14 protein-coding genes and 2 tRNA genes are annotated in these 16,205 nt (G+C 65.4%); 8 read left to right on the top strand and 8 right to left on the bottom strand.

Translation table 11 applies throughout. The annotated features are described in order from the left end of the window. Positions 1-16 precede the first annotated feature (16 nt). Entirely contained in the window at positions 17-1,291 is a 1,275-nt protein-coding gene (locus EEB15_RS11225) for an acyl-CoA dehydrogenase family protein (RefSeq protein ID WP_141509929.1), read from the top strand. On the opposite strand, the gene EEB15_RS11220 is transcribed toward EEB15_RS11225, so the two are convergent. Further along, positions 1,292-1,993 carry a hypothetical protein gene (locus EEB15_RS11220; RefSeq protein WP_233259452.1) on the bottom strand — a complete coding sequence of 234 codons (702 nt, stop codon included), beginning with the start codon at positions 1,991-1,993 and terminating at the stop codon, positions 1,292-1,294. Positions 1,994-2,054: 61 nt separating this feature from the next. Between EEB15_RS11220 and EEB15_RS11215 the strand changes: the two genes are divergently transcribed. The 4 genes from EEB15_RS11215 to EEB15_RS11200 all read left to right on the top strand — a co-directional run bounded on the left by EEB15_RS11215 (position 2,055) and on the right by EEB15_RS11200 (position 4,468). Beyond that, complete coding sequence (locus EEB15_RS11215; RefSeq protein ID WP_141509928.1) at positions 2,055-2,747, top strand: glutathione binding-like protein; 693 nt, start codon at positions 2,055-2,057, stop codon at positions 2,745-2,747. Positions 2,748-2,924: 177 nt separating this feature from the next. After that, a complete protein-coding gene (locus EEB15_RS11210) occupies positions 2,925-3,302 on the top strand; it encodes a response regulator transcription factor (RefSeq protein ID WP_141509927.1) in 378 nt (125 codons plus the stop codon). A 1-nt stretch (position 3,303) separates the two neighbouring features. Further along, complete coding sequence (locus EEB15_RS11205; protein ID WP_141509926.1) at positions 3,304-4,038, top strand: hypothetical protein; 735 nt, start codon at positions 3,304-3,306, stop codon at positions 4,036-4,038. After that, a complete protein-coding gene (locus EEB15_RS11200; RefSeq protein WP_158290070.1) occupies positions 4,031-4,468 on the top strand; it encodes a response regulator in 438 nt (145 codons plus the stop codon). Before EEB15_RS11205 ends, EEB15_RS11200 begins: the two co-directional genes overlap by 8 nt. Here the strand turns inward: EEB15_RS11200 and EEB15_RS11195 are convergent. The 7 genes from EEB15_RS11195 to EEB15_RS11165 form a co-directional block, all read right to left on the bottom strand. Beyond that, positions 4,400-5,035, bottom strand: coding sequence for a response regulator transcription factor (locus tag EEB15_RS11195; protein ID WP_141509924.1), 636 nt, complete (start codon positions 5,033-5,035; stop codon positions 4,400-4,402). The two genes, EEB15_RS11200 and EEB15_RS11195, sit on opposite strands and share 69 nt — an antisense overlap. Next, a complete protein-coding gene (locus tag EEB15_RS11190) occupies positions 5,036-8,302 on the bottom strand; it encodes a PAS domain S-box protein (RefSeq protein WP_141509923.1) in 3,267 nt (1,088 codons plus the stop codon). A gap of 98 nt (positions 8,303-8,400) precedes the next feature. Continuing rightward, a tRNA-Arg gene (locus EEB15_RS11185) sits at positions 8,401-8,477 on the bottom strand. Between the two features lie 99 nt (positions 8,478-8,576). Beyond that, positions 8,577-8,653, bottom strand: a tRNA-Pro gene (locus tag EEB15_RS11180). Between the two features lie 30 nt (positions 8,654-8,683). Further along, the gene (boxB, locus tag EEB15_RS11175; RefSeq protein WP_141509922.1) at positions 8,684-10,108 is read right to left on the bottom strand and encodes a benzoyl-CoA 2,3-epoxidase subunit BoxB; all 1,425 of its coding nucleotides are present in this window, start codon (positions 10,106-10,108) and stop codon (positions 8,684-8,686) included. 8 nt (positions 10,109-10,116) lie between these two features. Further along, positions 10,117-11,805 (bottom strand): 2,3-epoxybenzoyl-CoA dihydrolase, encoded by a 1,689-nt coding sequence (gene boxC / locus EEB15_RS11170; protein ID WP_141509921.1) that lies wholly within the window; start codon positions 11,803-11,805, stop codon positions 10,117-10,119. Continuing rightward, positions 11,802-12,674, bottom strand: a complete 873-nt coding sequence (locus EEB15_RS11165) for a helix-turn-helix transcriptional regulator (RefSeq protein ID WP_141509920.1) — start codon at positions 12,672-12,674, stop codon at positions 11,802-11,804. The genes boxC and EEB15_RS11165 overlap by 4 nt, the downstream gene beginning before the upstream one ends. Before the next feature lie 120 nt (positions 12,675-12,794). On the opposite strand from EEB15_RS11165, the gene EEB15_RS11160 reads away from it, so the two are divergent. The 3 genes from EEB15_RS11160 (at position 12,795) to EEB15_RS11150 (ending at position 16,180) form a co-directional block, all read left to right on the top strand. Further along, positions 12,795-13,265 (top strand): flavodoxin domain-containing protein, encoded by a 471-nt coding sequence (locus EEB15_RS11160; protein WP_141509919.1) that lies wholly within the window; start codon positions 12,795-12,797, stop codon positions 13,263-13,265. A gap of 22 nt (positions 13,266-13,287) precedes the next feature. Further along, positions 13,288-14,865, top strand: coding sequence for a benzoate-CoA ligase family protein (locus EEB15_RS11155; RefSeq protein ID WP_141509918.1), 1,578 nt, complete (start codon positions 13,288-13,290; stop codon positions 14,863-14,865). Between the two features lie 127 nt (positions 14,866-14,992). After that, positions 14,993-16,180 (top strand): ABC transporter substrate-binding protein, encoded by a 1,188-nt coding sequence (locus EEB15_RS11150; protein ID WP_141509917.1) that lies wholly within the window; start codon positions 14,993-14,995, stop codon positions 16,178-16,180. Positions 16,181-16,205 lie beyond the last annotated feature (25 nt).

Genomic DNA, 16,205 nt, shown 5'->3' with positions numbered 1-16,205 from the left:
CCCCGAAGGACGCACCATGGATTTCGAATACTCGCCCAAGACAAAGGAACTGCAGGCCAAGCTGCTGAAGTTCATGGACGACCACATCTACCCCGCCGAGGCGGAGTACGAAAAGGAACTCGAGGCCAACACGCAAACCGGCAAGCGCTGGACCGCGCTGAAAACCGTCGAGAACCTCAAGGTCAAGGCGCGCGCCGCCGGCCTGTGGAACCTGTTCCTGCCGGTCGACAGCGCCTCGGCGTCCGGCTATGAAGGCGCCGGCCTGACCAACCAGGAATACGCGCCGCTCGCCGAGATCATGGGCCGCGTGCCATGGTCGAGCGAAGCCTTCAACTGCTCCGCGCCCGATACCGGCAACATGGAAACCATCGCCCGCTACGGCTCGGAAAAGATCAAGGAGCGCTGGCTGAAGCCGCTGCTGGAAGGCCAGATCCGCTCGGCCTTCGCGATGACCGAGCCCGAGGTGGCCTCGTCCGACGCCACCAACATCTGCACCCGCATCGAGCGCCAGGGTGACGAGTACGTCATCAACGGCCACAAGTGGTGGATCTCCGGCGCGGCCGATCCGCGCTGCGCCGTCTTCATCACCATGGGCAAAACCGACCCGGAAGCGCCCCGCCATTCGCAGCAAAGCATGATCATCGTGCCGGCCGACGCCAAGGGCATCCGCATCGTGCGGCCGCTGTCGGTGTTCGGCTACGACGACGCGCCGCACGGCCACGTCGAGATGTATTTCGAGAATGTGCGCGTCCCGGCCGACAACATCCTGCTGGGCGAAGGCCGCGGCTTCGAGATCGCGCAAGGCCGCCTGGGCCCCGGGCGCATCCACCACTGCATGCGCCTGATCGGCCTGGCCGAGCGCGCGCTGGAGCTCATGTGCAAGCGCGCCCTCTCGCGCGTGGCGTTCGGCAAGACCGTGGCGCAGCAAAGCGTGACGCAGGAGCGCATCGCCGAAGCGCGCTGCAAGATCGACATGGCGCGCCTGCTCACGCTCAAGGCGGCGTGGCTGATGGACGTGGCCGGCAACAAGGTTGCCAAGAACGAAATCGCGATGATCAAGGTGGTCGCGCCCACGATGGCCTGCGAGGTGATCGATTGGGCGATGCAGGTTCACGGCGGCGGCGGCGTCAGCGGGGACTTCCCGCTGGCAGCGGCCTATGCCGGTGCGCGCACCTTGCGCTTTGCCGACGGCCCGGACGAAGTGCACCGCAATGCCATCGCCAAGTGGGAACTGGGCAAGTACGGTGCGTACGGCCGCGACACGCAGCCGGCGATCACGCGCGGCGGCTGATCAACGGCGCGGCGGCTTCGGCGGCTGCAACTGAAGCGCCGACTCGCACGCCGCCGTGAAGATCTGCGCGGCGTGCTGCAGCGTCGTGAGGCTTGCCGGCGTGTATTCCATGCGCAGGTAAGCCTTGCCATTGAGCAGCAGGATCATGAACGGCACCTCGGCCGAAGGCGCCGGCTTGGGCCAATTCAGAATGAGGTCGGCAAGCGGCGCGTCCACCCAGGTCTGGGCGTTCTCTCGCTTGTCGGTCAGGACGCAGCAGCGATCCCAGAACTCGCGAGGAAGGCCGTCCCACCCCACCTCGTCGTACATGGCCAGCCAGCGCATTTCTTCCGGCAGGGTGCTGTCCACCGACGTCTGCAGGTCGTCGGTATAGATCTGGTACGCACGCTTTTCGAGTGCTTCCTTGAGCGGACGGTTGATCACCAGGACGGCAGTGTCGTTGCTGATGCCAAGCTCACAACGGGCGCGCAGCTCCTGGCCCAGGATGTAGTTGCGTGTGGGCCGGCCCAATTGCAGCCGCCAGGGCTTGCCACCGACCTTGCCGTCCAGCGCAATGTTCTGGCTCGCGCCGTCCACCGAAAAAGCAAAACCCTGGGTGCCCGCCCATTCGGATACCGGCCCGTGCGTCAAGTGCAGCGCCGACTCTTCCTGCGGCGCCTCCTTTCGCTCCCTTGAAAAGGCCTTCTTGATGCGATCGAACATGGTCCGGGCGTTTCACCTAAAGTCGCATTATTAGTTGAAACCCGGCCCACACGCACATTCAATGATCGACGTCTACTCCTGGGCGACGCCCAACGGCCACAAGATACACATCATGCTGGAGGAGTGCGGGCTGCCGTACCGCGCCATTCCGGTCAACATCGGCACCGGCGACCAGTTTCAGCCGGACTTCCTCAAGATCAGCCCGAACAACAAGATCCCGGCGATCGTCGACCCGCAGGGCCCGGACGGGGAGCCGATCTCGCTGTTCGAATCGGGCGCGATCCTGGTGTACCTGGCCGCCAAGACGGGCAAGTTCATGCCCAAGGCCGACCGCGAGAAGTACCAGGTGTTCGAATGGCTGATGTTCCAGATGGGCGGGGTCGGGCCGATGCTCGGGCAGAACCACCACTTTCGCCTCTACGCGCCGGAAAAGCTCCCGTACGCGATCGACCGCTACACCAACGAGGCAAAGCGACTGTATGGCGTGATCGACCGGCGCCTCGCGCAAAACCGCTACCTGGGCGGTGCGGACTACTCGATCGCCGACATCGCGACCTTCCCGTGGCTGCGCAACTGGAAGAACCAGGGCATCGCGCTGTCGGACTACCCGCACCTGCAAGCCTGGTTCGATGGGATCGCCGCGCGTCCGGCGGTGAAGCGCGGTGTTGAGGTGCTGGCCGGCTTGCGCAAGCCGATCACGGACGACAAGGCGCGCGACATCCTGTTCGGCAAGACGCAGTACGAGCGGCGCTGAGTTCGAGGGCGGGCAGGCTCGCGGCCGGTGCGTAGCCCGGCTACCTATACCAAGGTCGTAGACCGCTCATCCCCCTGGTGGGTTTTCCATCCCTCGGTCCGAGCGGAACGTACGCATGTGCAATGGCGGCACAAGCCGGGCGCGCCTACTCTCCATCAAAGCCGATGGAGATCACAGATGCAGAGAAAACCGCTTGTCGCGATCGTGGACGACAACGAATCCATTCGCGAAACCACGAAGGACCTGCTCGAATCCGCGGGCCTGGATGTCGCGACGTTCGCTTCCGCGGAAGACTTCCTGGGTTCGGCGCCGCTGCCGGACCTTTCATGCGCAGTCGCCGACATGCGCATGTCCGGCATGAACGGGTTGGCACTGCACGAGCACCTGCTGGCAGCCGGCACGCCGGTTCCCATCATCCTCATGACAGCCTATCCGGACGAGCGCGCCCGCGCACGGGCGCTCGAAACAGGCGTGGTTGCCTACCTCACCAAGCCGTTCACCGACGCGGAGCTGCTCGGCTGCATCGGCGCCGCAGTGCGCGAAAGGAGTCGTTGAAATGGCCGCTTCAATGGACAGCGCTGGCGACAGCATGTTCTCGCAATTCGGGCGGAACGAAGCCTATCTGCGCCAGGCGTTCTCTCGCATCGCCATCGGCGCTTTGGCCTGCGACCGAAAGGACGGGCCCAATCGACTCGAATCGCTCCTGTCCGGCGAGCGGCCTTGCCCCGAGGAGCTGCGGCACGTGCGCATGAACATCGCAGCATCGGCTGCCCGCCTGCCCATCACCCTGGAGATGGCACCAGCGCTTCCGCAACTTCTCAAGCGGGTCCAGCTTGTCTCCCCGGGCATCCTGTCGACGACCGGGGCGCTGCGGTCCCTGGTCCTGATGCCGCAATGGGACCCCAAGTTCGTCACGGCATTCACGGAATCCGGTTTTCTTTCGTGCGACCGGGCCATCGAGCAGGCGCGCTGGAAATACGATTTGCGCGACATGATGGCCATGCAGCATGGCGGATCGGCCTGGGAGTTGCTCGAACATTGCCGCGCCGTGCTCGCGTGCCACCAGACGAAGCAACCTGTCGACTGGGACGCCGTGCTGAACGAGCTCCAGACGCTTGTCGCGTGGTTTCCCGAACTTCAAACGATCCGGCTGCTAGAGCAGCTCTACGTGAGACTCCACGTACTGCACATGAAGAGCGTCATCGTCGCCAGGTCCTGGCTGGACTGGCGTGCACGGATCAGCGATGCCGGGCCATCACTCGCCGCCATGCAGGGAGCGCGCCATGCATGAAGCCAACGCAAACCGACGCCAGTTGCGCATCCTGGTGGTTGACGACAACCGCGACGCCGCCGACATGCTGTCGGCATTGCTGGAGCTCAATGGGCACCAGACGGCGACGGCCCACAACGGCCTGGATGCGGTCGTGGCGGCAACACGGGCGCGGTACGACGCGGTGGTGCTCGATCTGTCCATGCCGCACATGGACGGGTTCGAAGCAGCCGCCCTCCTCCGGCAGCTCGAGCCGGCGCCCTTGCTGATTGCCTGTAGCGCCCAGGACGACGCCGAGTCCCGCAGGCGCACCGCCGACCTGGGATTCTCCGCGCACCTGGTCAAGCCCGTCCCGATCGATGCCGTGGAAGCGGCGCTGACTTCAACCCACCGGCCGAGCCGAAGCGGCATGACCCAGGAGGTCTCCCATCCGGACGAGCTCGGGCAGTGACCGCGCCCGCATCTTGCGCATGATCTGGCCGCGATGGACCTTGACCGTCACCTCGCTCACGCCGAGTTCGCCGGCGATCTGCTTGTTCATCCGCCCGAGGATCACCAGCGCCATGATCTCGCGTTCGCGAGCGGTGAGCGATGCATACCGTTCTCGAAGGTCGTCCATGACGATGGCGTCGCTGCGTTGCGCGCGGTTGCGTTCGATGCCGGCGTTGATCGCATCCAGCAGGTCCTGGTCGCGAAAGGGCTTGATGAGGAACTCCACCGCGCCGGCCTTGATCGCCCGGACCGACATGGGGACGTCGCCGTGGCCGGTGATGAAGATCACCGGTATGACGATGCCCGCCTGTGCGAGCTCCTGCTGAAACGTGAGGCCGCTCGCTCCCGGTAACCTGACGTCGAGGACGAGGCAGGCGGGTGCGTCGGGACGGTCAGCGTCGAGAAATTCCCGGGGCGAAGCAAACGCGCGAGCCGCCAGCCCGACGGACTCGATGAGGTCCTGCACGGCCGCGCGCATCGAGGCGTCGTCGTCGACGACGAACACAATGGGGCGTTGCTCTGCCATTTACGCCACCTGGTGCAGTGCCGGCAACGAAAACCGGAATGCGGCGCCGCGCGGCCCGTTGGGCGCCACCCACAGCCGCCCGCCATGGGCTTCGATGATGGAGCGGCTGATCGACAGCCCCATCCCGATCCCGCCTTCCTTGGTCGAGTAGAAGGCCTCGAAAAGTCGCTCCATTTGCGCGGGATCGACACCAGGCCCCGAGTCGCGCACTTCCACCGTCACCGTGTTCGCGTCGTCGCGAATGGAAGCAATCGCAATCTCACGGCGCTTCGCGCCGTTGGCCCTCATCGCGTCGATCGCATTGACAAGCAGGTTCAACACCACCTGCTGGAGCTGAACCCGGTCACCCTCGATCGGCGGCAGGTCGAGCGCGAGCGACGTGTCCAGTGAAATGGCGTTGCGGCGCACCTCGTCGCGCATCAGCGCGATCACTTCGAGGATGGCCGCGTTCACGTCCACGCGATCCGTGCGGGGCGCCTGGCGATTGACGAGCGCCCGAATGCGGTCGACGACCTGGCCCGCGCGCCTGCCGTCGGCCACGATGCGCTGCAGCGCGGACCGGGCTTTCTCCATTTCGGGCGGCTGGGCCGCGAGCCAGCGTGTGCACGCGGCGGCGCTTGCGGTGATGGCACCCAGCGGCTGGTTCACCTCGTGCGCGATGGAAGCAGCGAGCACCCCGAGCGTCGCCACGCGGTTGACACGCGCAACCGCCGCCTCGGCGTCGCGAAGGGCCTCGGCGGCGAGCTTGTGGGCCGTCAGGTCGCGCGTGATGGCCAGGGCCGCCTCCACGTGCTCGGAATCCAGCCGCAGCGGCGTGTAGATCACCGAGTAGTAGAACCTGCCGCTCGCAGTCGTGAACCATTCGGTGAGCGACACCTGCTCGCCCGCGAAGCAACGGTCCATTCCGGGCTTGAGGATTTGTTCGAAGACCTCGGTGCCGTGGAGATCCCGCACGTGGAGGCCGACGATCTTCTCGGCAGGCATTTTCCAGTTGCGCTCGTAGACCGGGTTGAGGCGCCGATAGCGGTAGTCCCTGCCGATCACGGCCATGGCGTCGGGAGCGCTCTCGAAGATGTGCCGGTTCAGCTGCTCGCTCGCGCTCAGCTCCTCCTGGGCCCGCCGCAGTTCCGTGACGTCTTGCAGCGTGCCAAAGGCTCGCAGGGCGCCGCCGGCCGGGTCTCGCGTGGCCTCGCCCCGGCTGTGGACGATCCGGACTTCGCCGTTCACACGAAGCGCGCGGAATTCGAGGTCGAATCGTCCATCGCCGTTCCCCGCTGCCGCGAAGGTCTGGGCCAGCCTCACCCGGTCGCCCGGGTGCACCAGGTCGATGACCCGCCCCTGCCAAGGCGCGAGCGCATTCTGGTCGAGGCCGTGGATGCGGCAGGCTTCATCCGAAAGCCTCATGCGCTGGTTGCGCACGTCCAGCTCGAAGTAGCCCATGTGGCCGATGCGCTGTGCCTCTTCCAGCTTCTGTTCGCTTTCGCGCAAACTGCGAAAAATAAGCAGGCTCGTGAGCGCGTCGTCCAGGCGACGGCCAACTTCTTCGAACAGGCGCCTTTCCTGCTCGCTCCACACCCGCGCATGTGAGCACTGGTGCAGGCCGAAGAGGTAGGCGCTGCGGACCTTGGGCCGTACCGCCATCACCATCTGCGAACGAACGCCGAAGCGCTCGGACACCGGCGCGGGCACGGGCACCCCGCAGCCCGGGCCGAACAGCACGGCACCGTCGACAGCACCAGCCCTGCGAAACACATCGGCCATCTCCGCGTCGACCGGCACATCGGCGTCCAGGGCGAACGCGCCCGCGTATTGCGGCTGCGTATGTTCCATCACGGCGCGCCAGCACTCGGCGTCCGGATCGCACGGGTAGACGAGCCAGGCGCGGTCGCACGCAAAGACCTCCAGCACGGCGTCGAGCACGTCGCTCATCATCCGCTCGAGGTCGTTCGTCCCCTGCATGGCGCGGTTGATGCGATCCAGGCTCTCCAGGAGCCAGAGGTGGGCGGCCCGCTCCTCTTCCGCCACCTTGCGGTCGTGAATGTCCGTGTGGACGCCGTACCACTTGAGCACGTTCCCCTGCTCGTCGCGCAGCGGCACGGCGCGGCCCAGGAACCAGCGATATTCGCCGTCGTGGCGGCGCAGGCGCACCTCCTGCTCGAACGGCTCGCCGGTGGCGATGCTGTGGCGCCGCGCTGCCCTGTAGCGGCCGGCGTCGTCGGGGTGCACCGCTTCCTTCGAATTGGCGGCAGCCGGTCCAAGCCCGGTGTACTCGTGCCAACGCCGGTTCCCCATTGCATTGCGGCCGGAGGCATCGGTCACGAAGGCCATGGCCGGCATGGTTTCGATGATGTCGCGAACCTCCTGCTCGCGCTGGCGCAGCATCTCCTCTGCGCGCTTGCGTTCCGTGATGTTCCGGCCCACACCCCGATAGCCGACGAAGGCGCCGGCGTCGTCGAACACCGGCAGGCCGGACACCGCCACATAGCGCTTGCCGCCCTCGGCCGTTGGGCGTGCCAGCTCGAAATCCCGGAAAGGCAAATGGGCGTCCAGCGCTTCACGGTGTTTGCGCCAGGCCTCTTCGTCCGGCTCCAGGTACGGGACTTCCCAGCGCGTCTTGCCGAGCTCCGAGCCGGGGACGGGCCACTCCGTGGGAACCGCAAGGTCGAACTCCTGCCGCACGAAACGATGCTGCGCATCGGATTCCCAATACACGTCGAAAGAGAATTGCACGAGGGTGCGAAAACGCTCTTCGCTCTCCCTCAGCGCTGCTTCGGTGCGCTTCTGCTCGGTCACGTCCTCGCAGGCCACCAGCAGGACCGGATGGCTGCGCAGCATGACGGCGTTCGCGATCTCGCGCACCCAGAGCATCGAGCCGTCCCTGCGCAGCTTGCGAGCCTCCCAGCGCAACGGGCGGCCGAGGTTGGCAAAGCATGTCTCCGCCTGCTTCTGCACGAAGGCCCGATCGCCCGCGTGGAACACGTTCAGCACCGGCTGCCCGACCAGTTCGCTCACGGCGTAGCCGAGCTGCTGGGCCCCGAATGGATTCACGGAAACGATGGTGCCGGCGTTGTCGACGATGAAGTACATCGTCGGGTTGGCTTCGAAGGTGGCGCGCCAGTGCTGTTCGAGCTCGAGTTCAAGCTCGGTGCGCCTGTGCTCGGCGGTGGCGTCTGGCGTCCTGGCCAAGGCACGCGCCGGTTCGCTCGTCTGTGCGCTCTGCGGGCCCGGTGCGCGCGGCAGCGCTTCCTGACTTTGTTTCGCAGCCACCAGTGGGCTCCAATCGCTAGGCGAAGGTGTAACTGCGATTGTGCTCCGCTACGCGGGTGTTGTCACTTGGGGCGGCTCGGGATGGGATTGGGGCCGTATGGCCTGCCCGGAGGGAATCGAACCCCCGACAACCTGCTTAGAAGGCAGGTGCTCTATCCAACTGAGCTACGGGCAGGTGTGTGGCCCCACGTTTCTCACTTCGTGTAGTGCACTGCCCCCCGAGGGGGCCCTCGCGGCTAGGGGCGGCCCGTCGTCGCTCGACGGACAAGATTTCTGGTCGGAGCGATAGGATTCGAACCTACGACCCTCGCGTCCCAAACGCGATGCGCTACCAGACTGCGCTACGCTCCGAAGCCGCTATTCTAGCTGGGCGGCGGGGCTTCACAGCTTGACGTACTGATATTCCACCGGCTGCGCGTTGATTCCGCGGTCCGGCGGGGCGATCCACGCTGCCATCTTGCCGGGCTCGACCACGCGCTGCATCAGGCTCTTGACGAAAGCTATGTCGGCATCCGTCGGCAGCCAGCTGTCCTTCTTCGCGTCGAATTCGGCTTGGGTGATGGGCTGGCCTTCCGGGTTGGTCGGGATTCCCGACCAGGCGCCGACCTGGCGGCGGAACCGCGTGGAAGGCAGCTTCAACTCGAAGTTGATGCCCGCGCGCTTGATGCCCATGTTCCAGCGCGTGATGCCGACGTTGCAGTCCTTCACGTACTCCAGGCGCGTGATCTCGTTCATGCCGTTGCGGGTTGAAATCGTTTCCGCCTTCAAGCCGCCCTTGCCGTCCGGCACCTGGATGGTCATTTCGGTTTCAGCTTCGACGTGGTCCGCGAACTTCGCTTCGTCCGGCCGGCCCTTGATGCCGTTGCTGAAGTAGTTCGCGGCATTCGAGGAAGCTTCGGAGCCGAACAAGTCGAGCGAACTGGTGAACCAGAAATTCATGAACCGCTGGATCGTCGGCAGGTCGATCACGCCGGCCTTGCGCAGCGTGGCGACGTCGTCGGTATCCAGCTCCTTCATCACTTCGAGCGTCCGCTTGATGACGCGGCCGACGCCGGTCTCGCCCACGAACATGTGGTGCGCTTCCTCGGTCAGCATGAAACGCGTGGTGCGCGCCAGCGGGTCGAACGCGCTTTCGGCGAACGACTTGAGCTGGAACTTGCCGTCACGGTCGGTGAAGTACGTGAACATGAAGAACGACAGCCAGTTGTCCATCGGCTCGTTGAAAGTGCCCAGGATGCGCGGCTTGTTCGGGTCACCGCTGTGGCGCTCGAGGAGTTCTTCCGCTTCTTCGCGACCGTCACGGCCGAAGTGCGCGTGCAACAGGTAGACCATGGCCCACAGGTGGCGGCCCTCTTCCACGTTCACCTGGAACAGGTTGCGCAGGTCGTAGAGCGAAGGCGCGGTGTGGCCGAGCAGGCGCTGCTGTTCGACGGAAGCGGGCTCGGTGTCGCCCTGCGTCACGATCAGGCGGCGGAAGGTCGAGCGGTATTCGCCGGGGACGTCTTGCCAGACGTCCTGGCCCATGAAGTCGCCGAAACCGATCTTGCGGTTCTCTTCCTTGTCCGCCAGGAAGATGCCCCAGCGGTACTCGGGCATGGGGGTGTAGCCGTAGCTGGCCCAGCCTTGCGCGTCCACGCCGACGGCGGTGCGCAGGTACACCTCCTTGGCCTTGAAGTCGCTCGGGCCCATTTCGTCCCACCAACTCAGGAAGGCGGGCTGCCAGTGCTCGAGGGCGCGCTGCAGCTGGCGGTTTTCGCCGAGCTGGACGTTGTTGGGGATGAGGGCTTGGAGGTCGATGTTGCTCATGATGTCTTTCAGATTCGCTTCCAGTCGAACTTGGCTTTCTTGCCGGTGCCGAAGAGTTTCAGCGCGCCGTCTTCGCCCACCGCATTGGGGCGGATGAATATCCAGTTCTGCCATGCCGAGAGGCGGCCGAACACGCGTGTTTCCATCGTCTCCTTACCGGGGAAGCGCAACGAAGCTTCCATGCCGGTGAGTGCATCGGGCGAGAGCGAGGCACGCTCTTCCAGCATGATTCGGATCTCGTCGTCCCAGTCGATGTCGTCGGGCGTCAGCGTTACCAGGCCCAGGGCCAAGGCCTGGTCCGCGCGTAGCTGGCTGTCCTGCAGGCCTTGCAATTGGGCGAGCGTCTGTTCGTCCTCGTAGAAACGCGTCGCGAGGCGCGTGAGGCCGTTGACTTCTGGATAGCGGCCGAAGTTGGCGCCATTCAGCTGCAGCGCGGGGGCGGCGTCGGGCGAATCCGGCAGGTCCAGCATGTAGATGCGGTCGCAGGCCAGCGCCAACTCGAAGAAAGTGCCGGCAAAGCAGGAACCCGCATCGACCAATGCGATCAGCGAGCGGCTGGTCACGTCGATGCGCGCCAGTGTACGGCGCAGTGCGCCCAGGGCCTCGCGCACCAGCCAGTGGCTCTTGTGCTGCTCGAGCACGGCGTCGGCTCGCATCACCAGGTTGGCGTCGCCGCGGGTCTTGATCACCCAGGTGCCGACTTCCAGTTCGTTGGTGCGCAGGTTGAGGATGGCGTCGTCCAGTTCGCGGGCGAACTGCAGCGGCCACCAGTTGGCGCCGGCGGCTTCGATCGCCTCCGGCGTGGACTCGATGGCGGCCTTGGGCGCGTTGACGGTGATGGTCGCAATGCGCGTCGCGCGGTCGACTTGCGCATCGACGGTGGCGTAGTGATAGCCGGTTTCGTCGATGGTCACGGTGACGGGTGTCAGCTCGATGCCCTTGCCGCCCGCGCGCGTCGATTGCGCGCGCAGCGCGGCGATCTCGCTGTCGATCAGCTGGGTGAATTGCTGCGGCTTGGCGTTCGAGTCGATCAGCTTCCAGTCTTTCGCGCGATCGGCACGCACGCCCTCGCTCGTGGTGCAGAAGATGTCGGCCAGGTCGCGGCGCACCTTGCGCTTGTCGGTGACGCGGGTCAGGCCGCCGGTGCCGGGCAGCACACCCAGCAGCGGTACTTCCGGCAGGCTCACTGTGGAGGCGCGGTCGTCGACCATCGCGATGCGGTCGCAGGCGAGTGCGAGTTCGTAGCCGCCGCCGGCGCAGGCACCCGTAACCGAGGCCAGCGACTTCAGCCCCTCGTTGCGCGAAGAATCTTCGAGCCCGTTGCGCGTTTCGTTGGTGAACTTGCAGAAGTTCACCTTCCAGGCGTGCGTCGACAGGCCCAGCATGTAGATGTTGGCGCCGGAGCACCAGATCTTTTCCTTGGCGCTTTCGAACACCACCACCTTCACGGCCGGGTGCTCGAAGCGGATGCGGTTCAGCGCATCGTGCAGTTCGATGTCCACACCCAGGTCGTAGCTGTTGAGTTTGAGCTTGTAACCCGGCTTGATGCCGCCGTCCTCGTCGATGTCGAGTTTCAGTCGCGCCACGTCGCCCTCCACCGCCAGCGTCCAGTGCCGGTAGCGGGAAGGATGGGTGGCGAAGCTCACCAGTTCGCGCTCGCCCTGGCGGAACAAAAGGGGCTCTGCAATTGCGTTCATGGCACGGCTCTTTCCAAGTCTTTGAGTGATTGTTTGACGCTGCGCGCAGCCGTGTCCACCACGGCATCTGCACGCGCATAGAGGGCTTCGCGGCTCGCCAGGATGCGGCGGAGGTCTTCCATCGCTTCCGCGCTCGCGCCGCGAGTCGTGTCGAAGGGCCGCATGTCGCCCTGCGCGACGACACGGCTCATGTGTTCTTCGGGGTTGGCCTTGAGCCACACGCAATAGAAGCGGCTTTGCAGCAGGTCGAACGTTTCGCGCTCGCTCACGATGCTGCCGCCGGTGGTCATGACGACGCCGTCGGCGTGGTCTTCGGCGATGCGGAACAGCGCACGGCGCTCATAGCGGCGGTATCCGGCCTGTCCGTGCAGCAGCAGGATTTCATTCATGCTGGTGCCGGCCTCGCGCTCGATCTCGCGGTCGAGTTCCACGAAGGGCACGCCGCGCTGCGCGGCAAGTTGCGCGCCCAGCGTCGACTTGCCGGCGCCGCGCAGGCCGATCAGCGCGACACGCTTCTCGCGGCCCTGCTCATCGCCCAGGCCGAAGCTGCCGGCGAGCAACGTGTAGGCCTGGTCCAGTTGCGCATCGTCCAGCCGCGACAGCAAGCCATGCACGCGGCCCAACGCCGGCCGGGGCGCGTCCTGCAGCAGCTCGAGGATGGTGATGTTCAGCGCCCGGGCCGCCGCTTCCAGCGAGTTGATGGAAACATTGCCCTTGCCTGTTTCCACGTCCGCGAGGAAACGCTCGGACAGGCCCGAATCGGTGGCCAGTTGCTTGCGCGTCATGCCGCGCCGGGCACGCCAAGCCCGAACGCGGGCGCCCAACTCAGACAGCGTGGCCTTGGCATCGTGGTCGGTCATCAATTCCATGGAGGTGGATTTTTTTGGAACAAAGCTTGCGTTAGATCAAGATTGCAGTATACTTCCTGAAGCCGCACCGTCAAGCAGTTTATTGCACGTGCAGGCCCCGGGCCCCAGATCGGAGACACGATGAAGTTGAAAATCCTTGTCGGAACCATGACCAGCACCGCTGACTATGTAGCGCAAGCGATCCAGATGGACTGCGCCGACCTGGTGGACCAGATCGAAGTGGTGTTGATGGACGGCCTGGACATCAGCGCATTCGATGAAGATGCACTTTATCTCATCTGCTCGTCGACATACGGTTCAGGTGACGTGCCGGACAACGCCCGCCACCTCTATGACTCGCTGGATGCGCAACCCAAGTACCTGGGCCACGTGCGCTATGGCGTGATCGCCTTGGGCGACCGCACCTACCTCAACACCTTCGCCTTCGGCGGCAAGAAATTCGACGAGCGCCTGCAGGGCCTGGGCGCGCAGCGCATCGGCGAAGTCTGGTGCCACGACGCCAGCGCCGGCACCCTGCCCGAGGAAGTGGGCACCGTCTGGTGCCGCGAATGGCTCACCCAAGCGCTGGCCACCGTGCAAGCCGACGCCTGATTGCCCCGTCATTACCCTCGCCATGCACCTCAGCCGCGCCGACCACAGCTCCAGCCCGCCCCGGGTCGACATCCCGAGCGACTACAACGCCGCGCACGACCTGCTGGCACGCAATGCCGCCCGCTCCGAGAAAGTCGCCTTTGTCGACGCCGCGACGGGCGCCCAGATCACTTACGGTGAGCTCACGGACCAGGCCCATCGCTTTGCCAATGCGCTGCGCGCGCACGGCTACGCACCTGAAAGCCGCGTCATGGTGGCGATGCACGACACACTCGAATGGCCCGTCGTGTTCCTGGGCTGCATCCTGGCGGGCGTGGTGCCCATCGCCGCCAACACGCTGCTCACTGCCAAAGACTTCGAGTTCATGCTGCGCGATTCGCGCGCGCAGGCGCTCTTCGTGTCGAAGGCGCTGTTGCCGGTTTTCGAGCCGCTGATCGCTGCCATCCACACGCTGAAGAATGTATTCGTCGCCGGGGACGGTGGAAGCGAATCGGTCGCGGCATTGATCAAGTCCGGCGCCACCGCGTTGCATGTGACCGACACGCGCGCCGATGACGCCTGCTTCTGGCTCTATTCCAGCGGCTCCACCGGCACGCCCAAGGGCACCGTGCACCTGCACAGCCACCTCGTCCAGACGGCCGAGCTGTATGGGCGCGGCGTTCTCGGCATCCGCGAAAATGACATCGTGTTTTCGGCGGCCAAGCTGTTCTTCGCCTATGGCCTGGGCAACTCGCTCACCTTTCCCATGAGCGTGGGCGCCACGTCTGTGCTGTTGCCTTCCCGGCCGACACCTGCGGACGTCTTCGGTACGCTGAAGAGGTTCAAGCCGACGATCTTCTACGGCGTGCCCACGCTCTATGCCGCGTTGCTGGCAGACCCGGTGCGGCCCCAGCGTGCCGAGCTGGCGCTGCGCGTGTGCACCAGCGCCGGCGAGGCGCTGCCCGCCGAGATCGGCAAGCGCTGGACCGAAGCCTACGGCTGCGAAATCCTCGACGGCATCGGCTCCACCGAGATGCTGCACATCTTCCTTTCGAACCGGCCGGGCGAGGTGCGCTATGGCACCACCGGCAAGGCCGTGCCGGGCTACGAGCTCAAGATCGTGGCCGACGACGGGCATGAATGCGGCGTGGGCGAAATCGGCGAACTCCAGATCAGCGGCCCGAGCGCGGCCCTGATGTACTGGAACAACCGCGCCAAGACCAAGGCGACGTTTGCCGGGGAATGGACGCGCAGCGGCGACAAGTACACGGTCGACGCCGACGGCTACTACACCTACGGCGGGCGCAGCGACGACATGCTCAAGGTCGGCGGCATCTACGTGTCGCCGTTCGAGGTGGAGGCCTGCCTGATGTCCCACGCCAGTGTGCTCGAAGCCGCCGTGATCGGCGTCGCCGACACGGACGAGCTCGTCAAGCCCAAGGCATACGTCGTCCTCAAGCAGGGCCAGGCCGTGACGGCCGAGGAGCTGCAGGCGCACGTGAAGGGCCTGCTCGCGCCGTACAAATACCCCCGCTGGGTGCAGTTCGTCCCCGAGCTGCCGAAGACCGCGACGGGCAAGATCCAGCGTTTCAAGCTGCGCAGCGCAGCGCCGGCCGCTTGAACGCGTGGCCGCGAAATCCGGGTAAGCCAGCATATGCGCGCTCGCGTCATGCGGTAAAAATGCTTTAAGCTTAAATTAAATAGCGCCGCCAGATTCCCCAGAAACCATAACTGCCGAAGGAACGCCCATGACCACCCGCCGCCTCGTCCTCACCCGCAGCGCCGCCCTCGTCGGCGCCGCGTCCACCGGCCTGCTGCTGCCCCAGATCGCCCGCGCGCAAGGCAGCAAGGTGCGCGTCGGCCTGATGCTGCCGTACACCGGCACCTTTGCCCAACTGGGCGTCGCCATCGAAAACGGCGTGCGCATGGCCATCGACGAAAAAGGCGGCAAGCTGGGCGGCCGAGACATCGAGTGGTTCAAGGTCGACGATGAGTCGGACCCGTCCAAGGGCGTCGAAAACGCCAGCAAGCTCGTGCAGCGCGACAAGGTCGATGTGCTGATCGGCACGGTGCACTCCGGCGTGCAGATGGGCATTCAGAAAGTGGTGCGCGACAGCGGCGTGCTGAGCCTCATCCCCAACGCCGGCGTGCATGCCGCGACTCGCGCCTTGTGCGCGCCCAACGTGTTCCGCACCTCCTTCACCAATTCGCAGCCCACGCTGGCGCTGGGCCACGCCATGATGGCCAAGGGCCACAAGAAAGCCGTGTGGATCACGTGGAAGTACGCGGCCGGCGACGAGGCCTTCGAAGGCTTCAAGGAAAGCTACACCAAGGCCGGCGGCACCATCATCAAGGAGCTGGGCCTGCCCTTCCCCAACGTCGAATTCCAGGCGCTGCTCACCGAAATTGCTTCGCTCAAGCCCGACGCGGTAGCCTGCTTCTTCGCCGGCGGCGGCGCGGCCAAGTTCATCCGCGACTACGCGGCGGCGGGCCTCAAGGGCAAGATCCCGCTGTACGGCTCGGGTTTCCTCACCGAAGGCGTTCTGGACGCAGCCGGCCCGGCAGCGGACGGCATCATCACCACCATGCACTACAGCGATTCGCTCGACACGCCGCGCAACAAGCAGTTCCGCACGGCCTACGCGACCCGCTTCAAGCTGCAGCCCGATGTGTATGCCGTGCAAGGCTACGACACGGGCCAGCTGCTGGTGCAGGGCGCCGCCGCCGTGAAGGGCGACTTGAACAGCAAGCCCGCGCTGTACAAGGCCATGGAAAGCGCCGTGATCGACAGCCCGCGCGGCAAGTGGACCATGAGCAAGTCGCACAACCCGGTGCAGGACATGTACCTGCGCGTCGTCGAGAACAAGGAAAACAAGGTGCTCGGCGTGGCCGCCAAGGGGCTGGCCGATTCCGGCGCCGGTTGCAAGATGGGCTGAAGCCGGGTTCACCTTAGACTGTCAT

It is taken from the genome of Ramlibacter sp. WS9 (assembly GCF_003797765.1).
GTDB lineage: Bacteria > Pseudomonadota > Gammaproteobacteria > Burkholderiales > Burkholderiaceae_C > Ramlibacter.
The sequence above is the reverse complement of the archived record's forward strand: the minus strand, read 5'-3'. Positions and strand labels throughout refer to the sequence as shown.

Bases quoted from the DNA above. Each gene is read 5' to 3' on its own strand.
- EEB15_RS11165 (WP_141509920.1), bottom strand. From the start codon at position 12,674: ATGGAATTGATGACCGACCACGATGCCAAGGCCACGCTGTCTGAGTTG.
- EEB15_RS11160 (WP_141509919.1), top strand. From the start codon at position 12,795: ATGAAGTTGAAAATCCTTGTCGGAACCATGACCAGCACCGCTGACTAT.
- EEB15_RS11200 (WP_158290070.1), top strand. From the start codon at position 4,031: ATGCATGAAGCCAACGCAAACCGACGCCAGTTGCGCATCCTGGTGGTT.
- EEB15_RS11220 (WP_233259452.1), bottom strand. From the start codon at position 1,993: ATGTTCGATCGCATCAAGAAGGCCTTTTCAAGGGAGCGAAAGGAGGCG.
- EEB15_RS11210 (WP_141509927.1), top strand. From the start codon at position 2,925: ATGCAGAGAAAACCGCTTGTCGCGATCGTGGACGACAACGAATCCATT.
- EEB15_RS11205 (WP_141509926.1), top strand. From the start codon at position 3,304: ATGGCCGCTTCAATGGACAGCGCTGGCGACAGCATGTTCTCGCAATTC.
- EEB15_RS11225 (WP_141509929.1), top strand. From the start codon at position 17: ATGGATTTCGAATACTCGCCCAAGACAAAGGAACTGCAGGCCAAGCTG.
- EEB15_RS11195 (WP_141509924.1), bottom strand. From the start codon at position 5,035: ATGGCAGAGCAACGCCCCATTGTGTTCGTCGTCGACGACGACGCCTCG.
- EEB15_RS11150 (WP_141509917.1), top strand. From the start codon at position 14,993: ATGACCACCCGCCGCCTCGTCCTCACCCGCAGCGCCGCCCTCGTCGGC.
- boxC (WP_141509921.1), bottom strand. From the start codon at position 11,805: ATGAACGCAATTGCAGAGCCCCTTTTGTTCCGCCAGGGCGAGCGCGAA.
- EEB15_RS11155 (WP_141509918.1), top strand. From the start codon at position 13,288: ATGCACCTCAGCCGCGCCGACCACAGCTCCAGCCCGCCCCGGGTCGAC.
- boxB (WP_141509922.1), bottom strand. From the start codon at position 10,108: ATGAGCAACATCGACCTCCAAGCCCTCATCCCCAACAACGTCCAGCTC.
- EEB15_RS11215 (WP_141509928.1), top strand. From the start codon at position 2,055: ATGATCGACGTCTACTCCTGGGCGACGCCCAACGGCCACAAGATACAC.